This is a genomic window from Bradyrhizobium forestalis (genome assembly GCF_002795245.1).
In the GTDB taxonomy this organism is placed as follows: domain Bacteria; phylum Pseudomonadota; class Alphaproteobacteria; order Rhizobiales; family Xanthobacteraceae; genus Bradyrhizobium; species Bradyrhizobium forestalis.
Genome location: NZ_PGVG01000003.1, coordinates 1 through 20,457, shown reverse-complemented (window position 1 = coordinate 20,457; position 20,457 = coordinate 1). Strand labels below are relative to the sequence as shown.

Annotated in this window: 20 protein-coding genes; 1 reads left to right on the top strand and 19 read right to left on the bottom strand. The window is 65.1% G+C overall.

The window, feature by feature from the left end:
- Positions 1-59: 59 nt before the first annotated feature.
- From CVM73_RS04605 to CVM73_RS04570, 8 genes are all read right to left on the bottom strand, one after another.
- Complete coding sequence (locus CVM73_RS04605; RefSeq protein ID WP_100230834.1) at positions 60-1,010, bottom strand: sugar-binding transcriptional regulator; 951 nt, start codon at positions 1,008-1,010, stop codon at positions 60-62.
- 6 nt (positions 1,011-1,016) lie between these two features.
- Entirely contained in the window at positions 1,017-1,679 is a 663-nt protein-coding gene (locus CVM73_RS04600; protein ID WP_100230833.1) for an HAD family hydrolase, read from the bottom strand.
- 63 nt (positions 1,680-1,742) lie between these two features.
- On the bottom strand, positions 1,743-3,656 hold the full coding sequence (locus tag CVM73_RS04595) for a nitric oxide reductase activation protein NorD (RefSeq protein WP_100230832.1): 1,914 nt from the start codon (positions 3,654-3,656) through the stop codon (positions 1,743-1,745).
- Positions 3,657-3,666: 10 nt separating this feature from the next.
- On the bottom strand, positions 3,667-4,473 hold the full coding sequence (locus CVM73_RS04590) for a CbbQ/NirQ/NorQ/GpvN family protein (protein ID WP_100231112.1): 807 nt from the start codon (positions 4,471-4,473) through the stop codon (positions 3,667-3,669).
- 61 nt (positions 4,474-4,534) lie between these two features.
- Positions 4,535-5,881, bottom strand: coding sequence for a cbb3-type cytochrome c oxidase subunit I (locus CVM73_RS04585; RefSeq protein ID WP_100230831.1), 1,347 nt, complete (start codon positions 5,879-5,881; stop codon positions 4,535-4,537).
- Positions 5,882-5,981: 100 nt separating this feature from the next.
- Entirely contained in the window at positions 5,982-6,434 is a 453-nt protein-coding gene (locus tag CVM73_RS04580; RefSeq protein ID WP_100230830.1) for a c-type cytochrome, read from the bottom strand.
- 114 nt (positions 6,435-6,548) lie between these two features.
- On the bottom strand, positions 6,549-6,809 hold the full coding sequence (locus CVM73_RS04575) for a cytochrome C oxidase subunit IV family protein (protein ID WP_430641287.1): 261 nt from the start codon (positions 6,807-6,809) through the stop codon (positions 6,549-6,551).
- Positions 6,809-7,387 carry a cytochrome c oxidase subunit 3 family protein gene (locus CVM73_RS04570; protein WP_100230828.1) on the bottom strand — a complete coding sequence of 193 codons (579 nt, stop codon included), beginning with the start codon at positions 7,385-7,387 and terminating at the stop codon, positions 6,809-6,811. Before CVM73_RS04570 ends, CVM73_RS04575 begins: the two co-directional genes overlap by 1 nt.
- Before the next feature lie 173 nt (positions 7,388-7,560).
- Here CVM73_RS04570 and CVM73_RS40015 point away from each other — a divergent pair, with 173 nt between their 5' ends.
- The gene (locus CVM73_RS40015; RefSeq protein ID WP_091892367.1) at positions 7,561-7,716 is read left to right on the top strand and encodes a hypothetical protein; all 156 of its coding nucleotides are present in this window, start codon (positions 7,561-7,563) and stop codon (positions 7,714-7,716) included.
- A 58-nt stretch (positions 7,717-7,774) separates the two neighbouring features.
- Here CVM73_RS40015 and mmsB read toward each other — a convergent pair whose 3' ends face one another.
- From mmsB to ytfQ, 11 genes are all read right to left on the bottom strand, one after another.
- A complete protein-coding gene (gene mmsB / locus CVM73_RS04565) occupies positions 7,775-8,965 on the bottom strand; it encodes a multiple monosaccharide ABC transporter permease (protein WP_100230827.1) in 1,191 nt (396 codons plus the stop codon).
- The gene (gene mmsA, locus CVM73_RS04560) at positions 8,962-10,539 is read right to left on the bottom strand and encodes a multiple monosaccharide ABC transporter ATP-binding protein (RefSeq protein ID WP_100230826.1); all 1,578 of its coding nucleotides are present in this window, start codon (positions 10,537-10,539) and stop codon (positions 8,962-8,964) included. Before mmsA ends, mmsB begins: the two co-directional genes overlap by 4 nt.
- 125 nt (positions 10,540-10,664) lie before the next feature.
- Positions 10,665-11,735: a multiple monosaccharide ABC transporter substrate-binding protein gene (chvE, locus tag CVM73_RS04555; protein WP_100230825.1), complete on the bottom strand. Its 1,071-nt coding sequence runs from the start codon at positions 11,733-11,735 to the stop codon at positions 10,665-10,667.
- Between the two features lie 73 nt (positions 11,736-11,808).
- A complete protein-coding gene (locus tag CVM73_RS04550; RefSeq protein ID WP_167406660.1) occupies positions 11,809-12,687 on the bottom strand; it encodes an SMP-30/gluconolactonase/LRE family protein in 879 nt (292 codons plus the stop codon).
- Positions 12,687-13,763: an aldose epimerase family protein gene (locus tag CVM73_RS04545; protein ID WP_100230823.1), complete on the bottom strand. Its 1,077-nt coding sequence runs from the start codon at positions 13,761-13,763 to the stop codon at positions 12,687-12,689. Before CVM73_RS04545 ends, CVM73_RS04550 begins: the two co-directional genes overlap by 1 nt.
- Before the next feature lie 2 nt (positions 13,764-13,765).
- Positions 13,766-14,692 carry a Gfo/Idh/MocA family protein gene (locus CVM73_RS04540; protein ID WP_100230822.1) on the bottom strand — a complete coding sequence of 309 codons (927 nt, stop codon included), beginning with the start codon at positions 14,690-14,692 and terminating at the stop codon, positions 13,766-13,768.
- Complete coding sequence (locus CVM73_RS04535; RefSeq protein WP_100230821.1) at positions 14,689-15,465, bottom strand: FadR/GntR family transcriptional regulator; 777 nt, start codon at positions 15,463-15,465, stop codon at positions 14,689-14,691. The genes CVM73_RS04540 and CVM73_RS04535 overlap by 4 nt, the downstream gene beginning before the upstream one ends.
- Positions 15,462-16,442, bottom strand: a complete 981-nt coding sequence (yjfF, locus tag CVM73_RS04530; protein ID WP_100230820.1) for a galactofuranose ABC transporter, permease protein YjfF — start codon at positions 16,440-16,442, stop codon at positions 15,462-15,464. The genes CVM73_RS04535 and yjfF overlap by 4 nt, the downstream gene beginning before the upstream one ends.
- Positions 16,439-17,431 carry an ABC transporter permease gene (locus tag CVM73_RS04525; protein ID WP_100230819.1) on the bottom strand — a complete coding sequence of 331 codons (993 nt, stop codon included), beginning with the start codon at positions 17,429-17,431 and terminating at the stop codon, positions 16,439-16,441. Before CVM73_RS04525 ends, yjfF begins: the two co-directional genes overlap by 4 nt.
- Entirely contained in the window at positions 17,428-18,972 is a 1,545-nt protein-coding gene (locus CVM73_RS04520; RefSeq protein WP_100230818.1) for a sugar ABC transporter ATP-binding protein, read from the bottom strand. The genes CVM73_RS04525 and CVM73_RS04520 overlap by 4 nt, the downstream gene beginning before the upstream one ends.
- 115 nt (positions 18,973-19,087) lie before the next feature.
- Positions 19,088-20,053: a galactofuranose ABC transporter, galactofuranose-binding protein YtfQ gene (gene ytfQ, locus CVM73_RS04515; protein ID WP_100230817.1), complete on the bottom strand. Its 966-nt coding sequence runs from the start codon at positions 20,051-20,053 to the stop codon at positions 19,088-19,090.
- Positions 20,054-20,457: the final 404 nt, after the last annotated feature.

Here is a 20,457-nt window from a genome sequence, read left to right as displayed (position 1 = left end):
ATGACAGCGGTGTGGGTGGAAAGGTCGCCCGCCTCGCGAGCAAATGGCGAGGTCGCGCCCTACCGTTCCAGAATCGCCCTTGCGGTCGCCTCGTCCGTGATCAACCCGTTGATCAGGCCGCCGCTCAGCGCGGCCGCAATCGCCGGGACCTTGGCGGCGCCGACGGCGGCGCCGATCGTCGTGGTCCTCGCCGGCACTTCCGGAGGGATGCTGGTGAGGCGCTTGTTGGTGCCGGCCTTGAGCAGGCGGCCTTTCGCGTCATAGGCCCAGCCGGTGATCTCGCCTATGGCCCCCAGGCGCATCATCTCGAACAGTTCGTCGCGCGTGACGAAGCCGTCGATGTGAACCTGCGCCTTCTGGTCCATCTGGCCGATGCCGACGAGGCGCAAATCCGCCTTGGCCGCGACCGCTTTCACCTTCGCGATCGGCTCGATGCGCACCATCTTGTTGCGTTCGTCCTCCGACGACATCAGGAACGGCAGCGGCATCGGATAGTGCCGCGCGCCGGTGCGGTCGGCGAGCCGGCCGACGGTGTCGTAGAAGCTCGCCGAACCGTCGGCGGAAATGTTGCCGACCAGCGAGACGATCTGGTGATTGGGCCGGTCGATCGGCGTGACGCGCTCGACCGCGGCACGCACTGCCCGGCCCGTGCCGAGCGCGACGATGACCGGCGTCTCCGAGCGGAGCGTGGAATCGAGCAAATTGGCGCAGCGCTCGGCAATTCCAGCCACCGCCTGCGGCGCGGCGGGATCGGCCGGCACCACCTCGCAATGGACGAGCTCGAACCGCTCCTTCAGACGCGCCGCCAGTTCCATGCACGCGGCGATGGGATGTTCGAGCCGGAAGGTGATGAGCCGCTCGGCGAGGCACAGCGAGACCAGCCGCTGCGCCGAGGCGCGCGAGACCTGGAGCATCTTCGCGATCTCGTCCTGGGTGTGGCCGGCAATGAAATAGAGCCAACCGGCGCGCGCGGCGTCGTCGAGTCTCGACTTGTCGTTCTCGGCGGCCATGCGGGCTCACACCTCCCAGAAATCGCTCATGCGCGCGAAGACCCGATCGGCCCCGGCGGCGGACAATATAGCGCGGCCGTCACGGGTGCGATAATGGCCGCCGCCGACAAATCCCCAGACGGTCATGCCGGCCGCCTTGCCCGCCTGCACGCCGCTGACGCTGTCCTCGATCACCAGCGTACGTGAGGGCGATGTACGCATGTTCTCGGCGGCATGGAGAAAGAGATCGGGCGCCGGCTTACCGTGCCTGACCATCTGCGCGGTGTAGAGCCGATCGCCGAAATGTGCCCGAAGACCGGTGACGCCGAGCGAGAGCGACACGCGGTCGATGTCGCTGGACGAGGCCACGCAGAATGGCACGGTCAACCCTGAGATGACTGCCTCTACTCCAGGAATCGGCTCGAGCGAGGCAGCGAACGTCTCCAGCACGCGCGACTTCAATCGCGGCAGGAATCCATCCGGCACGACCTGACCGAGATCGCGATAGTGCTGCTCGATCGCCTTGGTGCTGCGTCCGAGAAACAGCTCGAGCGCCTGCTCCTCGCTGAGCACGAGACCGAATTCGGCCAGCACCTCGGACAGGCAGCGACAGCTCAAGAGCTCGCTGTCGACGAGCACGCCGTCGCAGTCGAAGATGATCAGATCGGGTTTTGGCCGGCCCTGGTCCATCCGGCCATTCGATCATATACCCATACGATGAGCAATAGCTCAGAAAACCAACACTGTGCCGTATCAGTGCGCCACCTGCCGGTAGATCGCCGGCAGCGCCGCGGGCAATCGCCTGATGTTGCCGACGATGGCATAGCCGCTGCGCCCGAACAGGGTCGGAAAATAGGATTGCGCCGCTGCGTCGATCGTCACGCCGAAGACCGCGATACCGAGCCGGCGCGCTTCCTGCACGGACTTCCTGGTGTCTTCGACCGCAAAGCGCCCCTCATAGTGGTCGACGTCGTTCGGCTTGCCATCGGTGAGAACGAGCAGCAGCTTCTTGCGCTGCGGCTGGCGCGCGAGCTCGGCCGAGCCGTGGCGGACCGCCGCGCCGATCCGCGTGTAATAGCCGGGCTTGAGCGCGCCGATGCGGCGCTCGACCACTGCGCTCATCGGCTCCCCGAACGCCTTGACCGTTTCGAGCCGCACCCAGGACCGCCGGCGCGAGGTGAAGGTCAGGATGCTGTGGTGATCGCCGCAGGCGGATAGGCCATGGGCAAGCACGAGCAGCGCTTCCTTCTCGACATCAAGCACGCGGTAGCCGTCGACCCAGGCATCCGTCGAAAGCGAGACGTCGACCAGCAGCGTGACGGCGAGATCGTGCCCCTGCGGGCGCATCGCCACGTGAACGCGATCAAGGCCCGCGCCGTTGCCGCCGGCGTGGAGATCGCAGCGCGCGCGCACCAGCGCATCGAGATCGAGGTCGTGTCCGTCGGCCTGGGCGCGCAACAATTCGTGACGCGGCCGCAACACCTCGAAGCGGCGGCGCACTTGGCGGATGTGCCGGCGCATGGTGTCATCAGGCGTCCAGCTCTCACCGACCTCGGAGGCCGCGCCCGCGAGCACGCGGCAATGATCGGGCAGATAGGAGCTGCTGCGATAATCCCATTCGGGATAGGTCAGGTCCGCGTTCAGGCGCGAGGCATCGAGGGCCTCCGGCGGCAGATCGAGATCGAACTTGAACCGGCTCGCCGGCTTGCCGCTACGGCGGCTGAGCGTGATCTCCTCGAGATCGTCGGCTGCCTTCTGCGCATCCTCATCCTCGCTGTCGTCCGCGGGACGATCGACATTGACCATCTCGGCCGTAGCCAGGATCTTCTCGAAGCGATTGAGCACGAAGGGATCGCGGCGATTGGCATTGTCCTCGCGCACCGCGAAGCGCTTGCGATTGTCCTCGGCCGGTGGCGCCGCACCGTCAGCGCATTCGTCCTCACCCGCATGCGCTGGCGAGAGCTCGCGCGTCCAGCAATCGCCCCAGAGCGGACACGGCAGGATCGAGCGATAGCCCGGCGGCGCCTTGTCCGGCAGCGGACCCGTTCCCATCATCGCCGGCCACAACTTTCCCGCGGGCGCAGGTCCGCCGCCGAGCAGGGCGAGAACGATCTGCTCGATCTCCTGCTCGATGCGAGGCAGAGGGCGCCGCGGCCGGGCCTCGGCGGTCGCCGCGGCAAGCTGCGCGTAGTCGGCGGCCAGCCCGGGAAACTGCGTGAGCACAAAGACCGCGGTTTCGGCTGCGCGGCGCAGCACGAGCAGATCGCGCCGGAGCGGATCGGTCTCGGTGATCGCCTCGATCGGCGCGACCGCGAACCATGCCGCGAGCCAGCGATAGAGGCATGCATTAAGCTCGCGGTCGGTGAAGATCGCAATGCGATCCGGCAGGAAGATGGTTGCGCTGTCGCGGCCCGGCTGCTCGCGGCGTTCGTCGCCGAGTCCGATGCGCTGCCGCCAGCCGAGCCGGTGCCCGGACTGGCGCGCGCCGACGCGCGCGATCTGCACGCCCGTCTCGCCGCCAAGCGCGCGGAACATCACCCCGAGGCGGCTCCTCACCTCCGCAAGCGAGACCGCGTGATCGGCATGAACCGGGTAGCTCGCGGTGACGCCGACCATTTTGTGCCAGGCGCGGCCGACCGTCTCCTCCAGTTCGAGGAAGTCGAGCATCGGACCCGCCTCACCCGATCACGGCGCGTGCGACGTCGAGCAGCGCCGCCTTGACGTCGGCATCGTCGGTCAGCGGCTCGATCATGCCGGCCAGCACGGCATCGGCGGTTGGCGTGCCCGCGGCGATCAGGGTCGCGCAATAGACCACGAGCCGGGTCGAGACGCCCTCCTCCAGGTCGTGGCCCCTCAGCGCACGCAGCCGGCCAGCCAACCCGACCAGCGGCCGCACGCGTTCCGGCGACAGTCCGCTTTCGGCGGCCACGACGGCGATCTCCTGCTCGGGTGGCAGGAAGCCGAACTCGATCGCGACGAAGCGCTGCCGCGTCGACGGCTTCAACGCCTTGAGCAGCGTCTGGTAGCCGGGATTGTAGGACACGACGAGCATGAAGCTCTTCGGCGCCGCGAGCTCCTCGCCGGTGCGCTCCAGCGGCAGGATGCGGCGGTCGTCGGTCAGGGGATGCAGCACCACCGTGACGTCCTTGCGCGCCTCCACGACCTCGTCGAGATAGCAGATGCCGCCGTCGCGCACCGCCCGCGTCAGCGGACCATCGGTCCATACGGTGTCGCCACCCCGCAGCAGATAGCGGCCGGTGAGATCGGCCGCGGTGAGATCGTCATGGCAGGCGACGGTGTGAAGCGGCAATCCCAGCCGAGCCGCCATATGCGCGACGAAGCGGGTCTTGCCGCATCCGGTCGGCCCCTTCAGCAACACCGGCAGCTGGTGCCGCCAGGCGTGCTCGAACAACGCGCATTCATTGCCGCTGGCGACGTAGGCCGGCAGCACTGGCGCAGTGACGGCGTGAAGGGCAGCTTTCATGGTCATTCTCCGCAATTCACATTGAGAAGACGGCCGCGGCGAACCGCGGCCGCCCTAACGCTCATTCCGCCGGCTGCAAGGCGCCGGGGATGACCGGCTGCCTGGCGCGGCCGGGCACCAGCACGGCCCAAACGAACATCAGCGCAGAGATCGCGACGAACACGCCGGAGCCGAGCCGGACCCAGTAGAACATCGCGAGCTGGTCCTGCACGTCCATGTAGCCCTGGCCGAGCACGCGCTGGAGGTGAACCTGGACCACCCCGGCGAAGGTCAGCGCGAAGGTCATCACCATCATCGCCGTGCACATGATCCAGAAGCTCGCCATGGAGAGCCACTGGTTGTAGGGCGCCCGTCCCCTGATCTGCGGGATCGCATAGGCCATCACCGACAGGTTCAGCATCACATAGGCGCCGAAGAAGGCGAGATGGCCGTGCGCGGCGGTGACCTGGGTGCCGTGGGTGTAGTAGTTCACCGAGGACAGCGTGTGCAGGAAGCCCCACACGCCGGCGCCGAGGAACGCCATCACCGAGCAGCCGACCGACCACAACAGCGCAGCGCGGTTCGGGTGCTTGCGGCCGGCCTTCCAGGTCATCTGCACCGTGAAGATCACCATCGTGAAGAACGGCGCGACCTCCAGCGTGGAGAACAGCGAGCCGATCCACTGCCAGTAACCGGGCGCGCCGATCCAGTAGAAATGGTGACCGGTGCCGAGAATGCCGGAGAACAGCGCAAGGCCGATGATGACGTAGAGCCACTTCTCCACGACCTCACGGTCGATGCCGTTGAGCTTGATCATGAGATAGGCGAGCACGGAGGCCATGATCAGCTCCCAGACGCCCTCGACCCAGAGATGGACGACGTACCACCAGTACATCTTGTCGACCGCGAGGTTCGCCGGGTTGTAGAAGGCGAACAGGAAGAAGATCGCAACGCCCCACAGACCGAACAAGAGGATGTTCGTGATCGTGGTCTTGCGGCCCTTCAGGGCCGTCATGGTGACGTTGAACAGGAACATCAGGCAGACGACGACGATGCCGACCTTGATGATGAAGGGCTGCTCGAGGAATTCGCGACCCTCGTGGTAGTGGAAGAGATAGCCGACCACGGCCACACCCGCGGCGCCGAAGAACATCCAGAACTGGATCTTTGCGAGCAACGGGCTGTACAGCTCTGTCTCGGTTTCCTCAGGCAACAGGAAGTAGGTCGCGCCCATGAAGCCGATCAGCGACCACACGATCAGCGCGTTGGTATGGATCATCCTGACGATGTTGAACGGCAGGAGGGTCGACAGCGTGTTGGGCAGGACGTAGATGGTTCCGGCGATAAGGCCGAACAGGACCTGCGCGAGGAACAGGGTCAGCGCGCCGTAGAAATACAGCATCGCGACTTTCTGGGTTTGATATTTCATCTCGGATTCTCTCTGTCTTGAAAGAGGAAAGCAGCGGGCCTTGTTTATTTTTTGAGCATGATCTGTTCGGAAAACCGCTTCACACTTTTCCGAATCATGCTCAGCCGGCCTTGTTCGGCGGCCACTCCTGGCGCTTGATCTTGCTGGTCCATTGCAGGAAGTCGGCGAGATCGTCGAGCTCCTGGTCGGTGAGGTTGAACTGCGGCATCTGCCGCCGGCCCGGTGCGCCCGAGGGCTGCGATTGCATCCAGGCCTTCAACGTCTCGCGCGCGGCGGCCGGATCCTCGTTGCCGCCCCAGCGATCCCAGACATTGCCGACTTCCGGGGCGAAATACGCGCCCTCGCCCAGCAGCGTGTGGCAGTTGATGCAGGAGTTCTTTTCCCAGACATGCTTGCCGCGGGCGACCGACGACGTCAGCGTCGAAGCGTCCGTGGAGGTCGTGGCCATGTAGTAATGGCTGTGCGCCGTCAGCCCTATGAAGATGGCGAAGAAGAAGGCCGAGCCGCCGTAGAAGACATTTCGAGCGGCCGACTTGGTCAGGCGTTCAGCCATTGCCAATCCTTTCCGGTTGATTCCTGAAGAAATGCGATGGTGTGATTTATTGCCGATGGATGCCGATCACTCTTTGACGAAGCGCAACGAGCGCAACGATACGCCCCGCCGCAGTCAGAGCAGGGCGACGATGGCGGAAGCGAGCCAGGCAAACAGCGCCACGATGACGACCCAGGCGCTGACGAGGCCACGCCAAAGCGCCGGCGCGGCGCGAAGATCGAGGAAATCGAGCACGATGCGGCGGCCCTTCAGGGCGGCGAAGGTCAGCAGCAAGGCATTGGCGAACAGGGGGCGCCACACCAATGGCGGGACCAGAATGGTCGCCAGCGCAAGGCCGATCAACATGATCCAGGCGATGTCGAGACGATCCGGAATCACGGGTGCACCAGATAGATGATCGGGAACATCACGATCCAGAGCAGATCGACCATGTGCCAGAAGGCGGTTCCGGTCTCGACGCCTGCAGCGTTGGCACCCCGGGAAACTACGGCCAGGATCACGACGCCGAGGCCGACATGCAGGAGATGGAATCCGGTGAGCAAGAAGTACAGTGTGAAGAATGCGCTGGTCTCCAGGCCGTTGCCTAGCGCGATCTCACCGGCATATTCGAACAGTTTGATCGCGATGAAGAGCGTGCCGAGCGCCATCGCTCCGAACAGCCAGCCGCGCGCGGCCGGCCTGCGGCCCGCACGGGCCGCGGCCGTCGCGCGGGCCGCGGCCCAGCCGCTGGTCACCAGCACAATGGTGTTGATTCCTGCCAGATGCGTTTCGAGGGTGGCCTGACCGGCTGCGAAGACAGCCGGATGAACCGCGCGAGCGACGACGAAAGCGCCGAGAAATAGGCCGAAAGCGGCAAGCTCGCTGAAAATCAGCACCCAGATCATGGGATCGCCGGGCAGATCCTCGAGGATTCCCCAGCTGGTCTCTCGTTGCTCGCAATCTGTCGCGGACATCTGATTTCCGAATCAAGACGCCCGATAAATATCTCACCGGCGCGGTTCCGACTTTGTCGCCGCACAAATAGTGCAACCGGCCAGAGCTGCGTTTGCGCTATCGCAACGTCCCGTCCGCACCGCCCCCATAGGGTGGCGCATCCGGCGGTTTCCGCAAAACGGCGAGCTATGAGATGAGCGATGCACAAATCGGGCTGATGACCGCGACACCCATCATCATCGCGTTCGCGATCGCGCTTCGGCGAATGGGTGTGCTGTCGACCGTGGCAACCGTATCGGCGGTGAGCCTCTCCGTCGCGATCGCGGCGGTGCTGTTCACGACGCAGTAGCGGCTTCGATTGGGATCGTAGCCTGATGGAGCGTGCGCTCCATCCGGGCTACGAAGCGTCATCTCCGCTGGTTATACACGTCGATGCAGACGGCACCGAGCAGCACCAGGCCTTTGATCACCTGCTGATAGTCGATGCCGATGCCGAGGATGGACATGCCGTTGTTCATCACGCCCATGATCATGGCGCCGACCACGGCGCCGCCGACGCGGCCGACACCGCCATAGGCCGAGGCGCCGCCGATGAAGCAGGCGGCGATGACGTCGAGCTCGAAGCCGAGACCGGCCTTCGGGGTGGCGGTGTTGAGGCGAGCGGCGAAGACGAGGCCGGCGAGCGCGGCGAGCGCGCCCATGTTGACGAAGGTCAGGAAGGTCAGCCGCTCGGTCTTGATGCCCGACAGGCTTGCCGCCTTGGCGTTGCCGCCGACCGCGTAGATCTGCCGGCCGATCACAGTACGGCGGGTGACGAAGCCGTAGAGCGCGATCAGCGCGGTCATGATCACCAGCACGTTGGGCAGGCCGCGATGCGAGGCGATCAGATAGGTGAAATAGAGCACGGCGCAGGCCAGCAAAATGCTCTTGCCGAGAAAGAACGCGTAGGGCTCGACCTCGATGCCGTGCGATTGCTCGCGCGACCGCCCCTTGGCGCTGGCGTAGACGAGGCCGAGCGCGAGCACGGCGCCGATCAGCATGGACGTCGGGTGCAGCGTGCCGGCCTCGGGCAGCAACTCCGGAATAAAGCCCGATGACAGCTTCTGGAAGGTCGGCGGGAACGGACCGAGCGACTGGCCCTGCAACACCGCAAGCGCCAGCCCCTTGAACACCAGCATCCCCGCCAGGGTGACGATGAAGGACGGGATCTTGAAATAGGCCACCCAATAGCCCTGTGCTGCGCCAATGGCGGCACCGACCAGCAGGCAGGCGATGAAGGCAAGCGTGTAATCGACCTTATAGGTCACCATGAGAACAGCGGCGACAGCGCCGATGAAGCCCGCGACCGAACCGACCGAGAGGTCGATATGGCCGGTGACGATCACCAGCAGCATGCCGAGCGCCATGATGACGATATAGCTGTTCTGCAGCACCAGATTGGTGAGGTTGAGCGGCTGCAGCAGCGTGCCGCCGGTCACCACCTGGAAGAACAGCATGATCGCGACCAGCGACATCAGCATGCCGTAATTGCGCAAATTATTCTTGATGAAGCTGCCGTGACGGCGCTCCTCGGGCAGCGACACCGTCTTGTCGGTCATGGCTGCGATCCTCCCATCTCCGCGGCCGCGGGCGCGGCGTTCCCAATGCTTCGTTCGTTGCGCATGATGGCGCGCATGATCTTTTCCTGTGTCGCCTCTGCGCCCTTGAACTCGCCGACGAAGGCGCCGTCGTTCATGACGCAGATGCGGTCGCAGATGCCGAGCAGCTCGGGCATTTCCGAGGAGATCACCACGACGCCGCGGCCGGCTTCCGCGAGCTCATTGATGATACAGTAAATCTCGTATTTGGCACCGACGTCGATACCCCTTGTCGGCTCATCCAGGATGAGAACCTTGGGGTCGGTCATCAGCCATTTCGACAGCACGACCTTCTGCTGGTTGCCGCCGGAAAGCTGGCCGGTCTCCTGGTAGACGTCGGAGCAGCGGATCCGCATCCTGCTGCGGTAATCGCTGGCAACCTTCAGCTCGGCGATGTCGTCGATCACGCGGCCGGGCGCGACCTGGTCGAGGCTCGCCAGCGTGATGTTCTTGCGGACGTCATCGGCGAGGATCAGGCCGAGCTGCTTGCGGTCCTCGGTGACATAGGCGAGCCCGGCGTCGATCGCGGCCGCGACGCTCGGCAGCGCCATCTCCCTGCCCTCGAGGCGGAGGCTGCCGCTGATATTGGTGCCCCAGGAGCGGCCGAACAGGCTCATCGCGAATTCGGTACGGCCGGCGCCCATCAGGCCGGCGATGCCGACGACCTCGCCGCGCCTGACGCCGAAATTGACGTTCTTGATGACCTGCCGCTCGGGGTGGACGGGGTGATAGACCGACCAATTCGCGACGTCGAGCACGGGCTCGCCGATCTTGACGCTGCGCTCCGGGAACCGGTGCGCCATATCGCGATTCACCATGCTGCGGATGATGCGGTCTTCCTGGATCGGCTCGGCATGGCAATCGATGCTGTCGACGGTGCGGCCGTCGCGCAGCACGGTGATATGGTCGGCGACCTTGGCGACCTCGTTGAGCTTGTGCGAGATCAGAATCGAGCCGATGCCCTGCTCGCGGAACACCATCAGGCGTTCGAGCAGCGCGGCGCTGTCGGCCTCGTTGAGGCTGGCGGTCGGCTCGTCCAGGATCAGCATCCGCACCCGCTTGGACAGCGCCTTCGCAATCTCGACGAGCTGCTGCTTGCCGACGCCAAGATCGGTGATCAGCGTATCCGGGGATTCCTTCAGGCCGACCTGCGCCAGCAGCTCGCGCGTACGCCGGTACACTTCGTCACGATCGATCACCCCTAACTTCGACGGCGGATGCGACAGGAAGATGTTTTCCGCGATCGACATCAGCGGGATCAGCGCCAGCTCCTGGTGGATGATGATGATGCCGAGCGCCTCGGAATCGTTGATGTCGCGGAAGCGCCGCTCCTCGCCCTCGAAGATGATGGTGCCTTCATAGCTGCCGTGCGGATAGACCCCGCTCAGCACCTTCATCAGCGTCGACTTGCCGGCGCCGTTCTCGCCGACGAGCGCGTGGATTTGGCCTGCGTGAACCGAGAAGTTGACGTCGCGCAGCGCCTGCACACCGGCGAAGCTCTTGCTGACGTTGCGCATCTCCAGCATGGCGGTCATAGCTTTGGTGTCCTCGGAACGTTTGCCTCTCCTCCGTCATTCCGGGGCGATGCAAAGCATCGAACCCGGAATCTCGAGGTTCCGGGTTCGCCCTTCGGGCGCCCCGGAACGACGGAGCACTCAACTCACTGGAACTGCGACTTCTTGTAGTAGCCGCTGTCGACCAGCACCTTCTCCCAATTGTCCTTGTAGACCACCACCGGCTTGAGCAGATAGGACGGCACGGTCTTGACGCCGTTCTCATAGGTCTTGGTGTCGTTGACGGTGACCTCCTTGCCGGCGAGCGCGGCGTCGACCATGTCGGCCGTGACCTTGGCGAGGTCGCGGGTATCCTTGAAGATGGTCGAATACTGGTCGCCGCGCAGCATGGCCTTGATCGAGGGCACCTCGGCGTCCTGGCCCGAGATAACAGGCATCGGCTGGTCGGCGCTGCCATAGCCGACGCCCTTCAGCGAGGAGATGATGCCAATCGAGATGCCGTCATAGGGCGACAGCACGGCGTTGATCTTCTTGTTGCCATAGTAGGCGCTGAGCAGATTGTCCATGCGGGCTTGGGCGGTGGCGCCGTCCCAGCGCAGGGTCGCGACCTTGTCCATGCCCATCTGGCCCGACGCTACGACGAGCTTGCCGCTGTCGATATACGGCTTCAGCACACTCATCGCGCCGTTGTAGAAGAAGTAGGCGTTGTTGTCGTCGGGCGAGCCGCCGAACAGCTCGATGTTGAAGGGACCCTTGCCCTCCTTGAGGCCGAGCCCCTTTTCGATCGACTGCGCCTGGAGCACGCCGACCTGGAAATTGTCGAAGGTCGCATAATAGTCGACATTCGGCGTGCCGCGGATCAGGCGGTCATAGGCGATCACTGTGATGCCTTTTGCTTTCGCCTGCTTGAGCACGTCGGACAGCGTGGTGCCATCGATCGCAGCGATCACCAGCGCCTTGGCACCTTTGGTCACCATGTTCTCGACCTGCGAGAGCTGGTTCGGAATGTCGTCCTCGGCATATTGCAGGTCGGTGTTGTAGCCGCGCTCTTTCAGCACCTTGACCATGTTGTTGCCGTCGTCGATCCAGCGCGCCGACGATTTGGTCGGCATGGCGATGCCGACTGTCGCCTTCTGGGCGGAGGCGGTGACGCCTGCGGCCATCGTGGCAGCGCCGGCCAGCGCCAGCGCGAGAAATGTCGTCTTCAGTTTCAGCATGTTTCACTCCCTTGGGTGTCAGACTGTTTTCTTCGTAGCGTCGAGAACGTGGTCGTGGGCTGCCTCTGGTCTCCTATGCGAGCTTGACGTCGGGTTCCGCGCGGCCGCGCGCAGATGTCTCCAGTAGAAAAGTGCAACCGGCGTGCGGATCGGCGGCGCGTGCGGCCGCGTCCATGTCCTGCCAGGCCGAGGTGACGAGGAGGCGCGACAGATCGGGACCGACGAAGGCGGGACAGCTCGCCTGCTTTGCCGGCACGCTCAGTGAGCGCAGGCGCTCGCCTCGCGGAGAATAGACGTCGATCCGGCTCGCGCCCCAGCACGCATTCCAGATGTTTCCATCGGCATCGCATACTGAGCCATCAAGGCCGCCGATGCCGGTGTGGCGCAACAGCACCTCCGGCTCGCCGCGCGGCAGGCCCGTCGCCGGATTGAGCGGCACCGCATAGAGCACCGCGCGCGCGGTGTCGGCGAAGTAGGCGGTAGCGCCATCCGGCGAGAAGCAGATCGAATTGGGAATGCTGATGCGGGGGAACAGCAGCGAGATCTTGCCGCGGTGGAAGGCGTAGATCGCGCCTGCCCCTGCTTCAGCCTTGCGTCCCATGGTGCCGACCCAGAACGTACCGGATTGATGCACGCGGCAATCGTTTGAGCGCGTCGCCGGATTGTCTGCTTCGAGCGGACAGACCAGCGTCATCGCGCCGTCGGCGAGCGTGCGGATGTAGAGCCCGTCTTCCGCCACGATCAACTGCCGCTCGGCATCGATGCGTCCAAGCGCGCTCGCCATCCGGCCGAGTGCGTGGACGCGAATGCCGCCGCTGCCGAGCTGCGCCTCGAACAGCCGTCCCTCGCGAATGTCGAACCACCAGGCTGTGTCGGTGGTCACGTCATAGGTCGGACCTTCGCCGAGATGGCAAGGATGGTCCGAGAGGACAGTCGTTGGCACCTGCTCCATCATGGCGACCTCACCGAAAAGCGATAGACGGTCTGATGGCGATACACCTCGCCGGGATCAAGGCGCGGGCTCGGGAAGTCCGGCCGGTTCGGCGCATCAGGCCAGATGTGCGGCTCCAGGCACATGGCGTCCGATTGACGGATGAGCCTGCCGCCCTTGCCCGAAATGGTGCCGTCGAGATAGTTGCCGGAATAGACCTGGAGTCCGGGCTGATCGGTGAACAGCTCCATGATACGCCCGGAGCGCGGCGCCTCGAGCCGCGCCGCGAGCGCAAGCTTGCCGTCACGGGCGAGGCAGTAGGTGTGATCGTAGCCCCTGCCATTTCGCAATTGCTGATCGCTCTCACGGATCCGCTCGCCGACCGGCCGGGCCCTGCGGAAGTCGAACGGCGTGCCGGCAACCGCGCGCGGCGGCTCCGGCAGCGGAATGGCCGTGGCATCAATGGCCAGGAAATGGTCTGCGGCGACCGTCAGCTTGTGATCGAGAATGGACGTACCCGACGTCGCGCCCTCGAGGTTGAAGAAGCTGTGGTTGGTCAGGTTGACGATGGTCGTCCGGTCCGTCCGCGCTTCCATGACGAGCGACAGTTCGGCCGGACCGGTGACGCGATAGGTCACGCGCACGTCGAGCTTGCCGGGATAATTCTCCTCGCCATGCGGGCTGATATAGGTGAGCACCACCGCGGGCTCGGCGCCCTCCTCGATCTCCGCAATCTCCCAGAGCTTGCGGTCGAAACCATCCAGGCCGCCATGCAGCGCGTTCGGGCCGTTGTTGACGGGAAGCTGCACCGTTTCGCCATGAAGCGGAAACTGTCCCTTGGCGATGCGGTTGGCGTAGCGGCCGACCGTGGCGCCGAAGAACTTTCGTTCGGCGAGGTAGCCGGCGAACGCGTCATGGCCGAGGACGACGTCGTCGTATCCGCCTTTGGCGTCCGGCGCGATCAACGCCTGGAGCACTGCGCCATGGCTGATGATGCGGGCCTCGAAGCCGCCCTCCCCGCGCAGCACGACGCGCTCGACCTTGCGGCCATCCGGCAGCGTTCCGAAAACGTCTCTTGTGATTCTTGATGCGGCCATGCTCAATCCACAAACGGTTCGACGATCGTGCGCTTGCCCAGCAGGAAGGCGTCGGCGACGAGGCGAAGCGGCGTCAGGTCGACGTCACTTGCGCCGGTCGCCGCGAGCTCGACGAAGCGCCGGTAGAGTCCGCGATATTCCTCATCCGGCGCTTCGGCAAGCACCTTGCCGTCGATTGCCATGCGCGCGCCACCATTGGACAGAGTCAGCCGGCCCTGATCGGTCTCGACAAGGATGTCCCAGCTCTGCGGCCCGGTCTGGCGGAAATCAAATTCGGCGGTCACAGGCAGACCGCTGATATCCGTCAGTGTCAGGTTCGCCGCGATCGGCGCCTGGCGGTTGGCTGGAAAGCCAAGCTCAGCCGCGGTGACGAACACTGGCTTCGGCAGAATCCTGGTCAGGATCGACAGCGCATTGATGCCGGGATCGAACACGCCGAGACCGCCTGGCTCAAAGATCCAGCCCTGCCCGGGATGCCAGACACGGACGTCTTCATTCCAGCTGATGTGCACGGAGGAGATGCGGCGCTCGGCGAGCCATTGCCGCGCGGGCTCGACCGCCGGCGCATAGCGCGAATGCCAGGTCGCAAACAGTGTCCGCTTCGCACCCGCCGCCATCGCGATCAGCGGATCGAGCTCGGCGACGCCGGCGCCCGGCGGCTTCTCCAGCATGACATGCTTGCCGGCGGCGAGCGCGGCTGCGGCCTGGGCCCGGCGCACCTGCGGCGGCGTGCAGAGCGACACCGCGTCGATCGGTGGCCCCTGCTCCAGCAATTCCTCAATTGTGGCGAAATGCGGCAATTCCGGCAGCGAAGCGTTGCGGCTCGCCACCGCCGCCAACGTCGCCCCCGGCACCGCGGCGATCGCGCCGACATGCTGGTCGCGCGCGATCTTGCCGAATCCGACGATGGCGATGCGAAGCTCGGTCACGATCTTTCTCCAGATTTCGCGGGTGGCAGCGCCTCGCCCGGCGCAGTCTCGATCGCGGCGTCCTCATGGCGATGCATACCGTTGTGAATGACGAAGATCATCGCTTCGGAGGCGGCGTCGGCGTCGCCGCCGGCAATGGCATCGACGATCTTCTGATGCCAGAGCAGCACGGTGTCGCGGTCCTCCGCCTCAACCGGGGCGCTGAGCAGGAACGAGGCGCGCAGCGCGGCCTCGATGACATGCCCGATCGAACGCATGAACAGATTGCCGGAGGCACGCGCCACGGCCACATGAAGCGCAAGATCGGCATCGGCAAAGCCCACCGAGTCGGACGCTTCATGCCGCATGCGCTCCATGCTGCGGCGGAGCTCGACCAGGTCCTCCTCGGACCGCTGCGCCGCTGCAAGCATCGCCGCACGCGGCTCGACCGCGAGGCGGATCTCGGCAAGGTCGTTGAGGAAGCGCTTGTCGATGCCGGCGTCCAGGTGCCAGGCCAGCACGTCCGCATCGAACATGTTCCAGGCGCCGCGCTCGCGCACGACGGTGCCGACCCGCGCCTTGGTGGTGAGCAGCCCCTTGGCAACCAGCGTCTTCACGCTCTCACGCAGCACCGGCCGCGACACCCCGAACATCGCGATCATCTCGGCATCACCCGGCAAGCGCGTGCCTTCCGCATAGCGGCCGGCGATGATGTCGACGCCGATCGAGCGAGCCACCTCCGCATGGTTGGAGTGGGCCCGCCGCGTCGGGATGACGACGATGCGCGAGGTCATGTGGTTGCTCCTGCACTCTTCCTCACCGGCCGGCGTGCAAGCGCAACCAGCCCCTGCTGCAAGGCGATGAAAGCGAACAGCAGCACGCCGGTCGCAATTTTGGTCCACCAGCTCGACAGCGTCCCGTCGAAATTGATGTAGGTCTGGATCAGGCCCTGGATCAGCACGCCGAGGAAGGTGCCGATCACCGATCCCTGCCCGCCCGTGAGCAGCGTGCCGCCGATCACGACGGCGGCGATGCTGTCGAGCTCGACGCCGACGGCGGAGAGCGAGTAGCCGGCGCTGGTGTAAAAGGAGAAGACGATGCCGGCGATCCCCGCGAGCAGGCTCGACAGCATGTAGATCTTGATCGTCATCTTGCCGACGGCAACGCCCATCAGGCTCGCCGTGGTCCGGCTGCCGCCGAGCGCATAGACGTTGGCGCCGAACCTCGTGAGATGTAGCAGCAAGGCGCCGCCGATCACGATCACAAGCATGATGATTGCGATGGCGGTCAGTCGCCCACCACCGGGCATCCGCAAGGCGAAGTCCGACACGGTGGAATAGACCGGCGCGGTGATCGGCACCGATTCCGTCGACAGCAGGAAGCTCGCGCCGCGCGCCAGGAACATGCCGGCCAGCGTCACGATGAACGGCGGCAGGTCGAAGATATGGATCACCGCGCCCATCGCGGCACCAAAAGCTGCCGACAGTACGAGGATGGCGACGAAGGCGACCAGCGGTGGCACGCCCCAGCGCTCGATCGCCAGCGCGACGAACACGGTGGTGAAGCCGATCACCGAGCCGACCGACAGATCGATGCCGCCGGAGATGATGACGAACGCCATACCGGTCGCGACGATACCGAGAAAGGCATTGTCGGTGAGGAGATTGCCGACCACGCGGGTGGAGGCAATGTTGGGGAATTGCATGGCGCAAGCTGCGAAGCCCGCGACGAGCACGATGGCGGTGATGAGGGCGGGCGGCAGGCCTTTCATGCCTTGGTCCTCCGCAGCCGCGCGGCGATCCCGGCGAAACCAGAGAATTTCGGCGATTGTAGCAGCAGCACCGCGAGCACCACCACCGCCTTGACCAGCAGGTTGAACTCCGGCGGATAGCCGGACAACAAAATGCCGGTGTTCATGGTCTGGATGATCAGAGCGCCCAGCACGGCCAGCACGAGGCTGAAGCGGCCGCCGAACAGTGAGGTGCCGCCGATCACCACGGCCAGGATGGCATCGAGCTCGAGCCAGAGGCCGGCATTGTTGGCATCAGCTCCCATGATATCGGCCGCTGCGATCACGCCGGCGAGCGCGGCGCAGACGCCGCACCACACATAAACAGCCAGGATCATGGCGCGGGTGCCAACGCCAGCCAGCTCGCTCGCCCGCGCATTACCGCCGGTCGCCTCGATCAGCAGCCCGAGCGCGGAGCCGCGCACGACCGCACCGGTGAGGATAAGCATGCCCAAGGCAATCACGACCGGCACCGGTAAGCCGAGCACCGAGCCGTTGCCGAGCCAGACCAGATCCGGCGATGAGAAGGTCACGATCCGCCCCTCGGTGATGAGCTGGGCGATACCGCGCCCGGCGACCATCAGGATCAGCGTCGCCACGATCGGCTGCATGCCGAGCACGGCAACGAGAAAGCCGTTCCAGAGACCGCAGACGAGGCCGGCCCCAAGCGCGGCTGCCAGCACCACCGGCAGGCCGTGACTGTCGGCAAGGCTCGCCGCGATCGCACCGCAGATCGCCATGACGGCGCCGACCGACAGATCGATGCCGCGCGTCGCGATCACCAGCACCATGCCGAGCGAGAGCAGCGCCACCGGCGTGCCGCGGTTGAGCACGTCGATCAGGCTGCCGAACAGCCGGCCGTCCTGGAGGCGCAGGTCGAAGAATTGCGGCGAGACCACGCGATCGACCGCGAGGATGACGATCAGCGCCAGGATCTGGGCAAGGCCGCGGCGCGGTAGCAGCGCTGTCATGCCCGACCCTCATGCGCAGTCGCGGCGCCATCGGCGGCGATCGCCGCGAGAATGTTGCCGACGTCGATCGCCCCTCCGGCAAGCTCTTCGACATGGGCGCGGTCGCGCAGCACCACGACGCGGTCGGAATAGGTCACGATCTCATCCAGCTCGGAGGAGATCACGAGCAGCGAAAGCCCGTTGTCGCAGAGCTCGCGGATCAGGCGGATGATTTCGGCATGCGCGCCGACGTCGATGCCGCGGGTTGGCTCGTCGAGCACGAGGAGGCGCGGCGAAGTCGCGAGCCAGCGCGCCAGCAGGACTTTCTGCTGATTGCCGCCGGACAACAGGCCAACCGGACGCTCTGGATCGGACGGGCGGATGTCGAGCATCTTGACGTACCGGCGCGCGATCTCGTCCTGCTCGCGGCGCGACAGCGGGCGATGCAGGCCGCGCTTGGCCTGGAGGGCGAGCACGATGTTCTCACGCACACTGAGTTCGGCAACGATGCCGTCGGTCTTGCGCTCCTCCGGGCAATAGCCAAAGCCATGGCGCACACCATCGCGCGGCGACTGCAGCCGCACGGCTGCGCCCTCCACCCGCGCCTGCCCGCGATCGGCGCGCTCGGCGCCGAACACCAGCCGCGCCGTCTCGGTCCGGCCCGAGCCGAGCAGGCCGGCCAGGCCGACGACCTCGCCATGGCGCAGTTCGAGATCGAACGGGGCGACATAGCCGGCCTTGCCGTAGGCCTCAAAGCTCGCGCAGATCTCGCGCGCCTTGTGCTCGGTGGCAGAAGCCCGCGCGCTGGTGGTCTCGGCCAGCTCGCGACCAAGCATCATCCGGATCAACTCCAGGCGCGGCAGCGAGGCGGTCTCGCGCTCGCCGACGAGGCGGCCGTTGCGCAGCACCGTGATGCGGTTCGATATCTCGTAGACCTGGTCGAGGAAGTGGCTGACGAAGACGATGCCGATCCCTCGCCCGGCGAGCTTGCGCATGATGCCGAAGAGAATCTCGACCTCGTGTCGGTCGAGGCTCGCGGTCGGCTCGTCCAGGATCAGCACGCGCGCGGAGAGGTCCACCGCGCGGGCAATCGCGGTGACGTGCTGAATCGCGACGGAATAGTTGCCGAGCGGCGCGGCGACGTCGATATCGAGGCCGAAATCCGCAAGCAATGCCTTGGCGCGGCGGCGCATCTCGCCTTCTCGCACGATGCCGAAGCGCATCGGCTGGCGATCAAGGAACAGATTCTGCGCCACCGAGAGGTTCGGCAGCAGGTTGACCTCCTGGTAGACGGTGGCAATGCCGGCGCCAAGCGCAGCCTTGGCCGAGCGCGGCGCGACCTCTTCGCCACCGAGCCGGACAATGCCGGCATCGCGCGGGAATACGCCGGTGACGACCTTGATCAGCGTGGACTTGCCGGCGCCGTTCTCGCCGAGCAGGGCATGGATCTCACCGGCACGCAGCGTGAAGTCGACCTCCTGTAACGCTCGCACCGCACCAAAACTCTTGCTGATCCCGCGCACCTCCAGCAGCGGCGAAGCAGGATCGGAACTGTTTTCCATCGCGACGTCACTCCCACCGGCGCCCGCGGATGATGCGGACGCCCAGCCTATTCGTTCGCGCAGCGGCTTCGAAGGGGGGCCGGACCGCTGGATGCAGTCCGGCCTTATGCCCGCCTCAGTAACCGAGGCCCTTCTTGCTGTCGTAGATCTTCTGCGGATCGTCGGCGGCAGTATAGAGCTTGGACTCGGTCTGGATCCATTTCGGCGGAACCGTGCCCTTGTCCTTGAAGGCCGCGATGGCATCGAGCGCGGGCCCGGCCATGTTCGGCGTCAGCTCGACGGTGGCGTTGGCTTCGCCGGCGGCCATCGCCTTGAAGATGTCGGGCACCGCGTCGATCGAGACGGTGAGGATTTCCTTGCCGGGCTTGAGGCCGGCCTCCTTCATCGCCTGGATCGCGCCGACCATCATGTCGTCGTTGTGGGCATAGACCGCGCAGATCGACTTGCCGCCGCCTTCGGCCTTGATAAAGCTCTCCATCACCTCCTTGCCCTTGGCGCGGGTGAAGTCGCCGGTCTGGCTGCGCACCACCTTCAGATTCGCGTGCTTGGCAATCGCAGTGTCAAAGCCCTTCTTGCGATTGGCGGCGACGCTGGCGCCGACCGTGCCCTGCAATTCGACGACGTTGCAGGCCTTGTTGCCGACCGTCTTCGCGAGCCAGTCGCCGGCGACCTCGCCTTCGTGCACGCTGTCAGAGGTGACGGCGGTGAGATAGAGGTCCTTGCCGGAGGGATCGATGTCGCGGTCGAGCAGCACGACCGGGATCTTGGCCTCCTTGGCTTCCTTCAGCACCGAATCCCACCCCGTCGAGACGACGGGGGCGAGGAAGATCGCATCGACGTTCTGCGCAATGAAGGAGCGGATCGCCTTGATCTGGTTCTCCTGCTTCTGCTGTGCGTCGGCGATCTTGAGATTGACCTGGCGCTTGGCGGCTTCCTGCTTGGAGACCGAAGTCTCAGCGGCCCGCCAGCCGGATTCCGATCCGATCTGCGAGAAGCCGATGGTGAGCTGGCCGGCACTGGCCGGCAACGCGAGCAGCAAGGCGGCCATGGCGCTGGCCGCAAAGAGGGCTTTAGGGGTCATCAGGCGTGTCTCCCAAGAAGTCGTCTTGTGTTATCCCAGGCGCCTATTGGTAACATGGCACCTGAAGGCCGGCCTTCGAGGCGGCGGGAGGCACTATTTCACGGAAGTTTGGTTCCGACTAGTCATATTATTTGACTATTTGTAGAAAGCGCAGCTTGCGCGAGGTTGGCGGTCCGACGACACGCCAAACGCGATTTTGTTCCACGGACACAACGCGAAGATGAAGGAAAATTTGTGGGTCGACGCGCGCAGCAACGCGTCATGCCCGGGCTCGTCCCACGGCTGTCCGGTTCGATTGTTATGGACAGGGTGCATGACGTGGATTCTTCTGTGTTTCGAGCGCTTCGCACACGTTCGAGACACGGAAGGAGGTCCCCGCCATGCGGCACCAGAATAGCGTATTT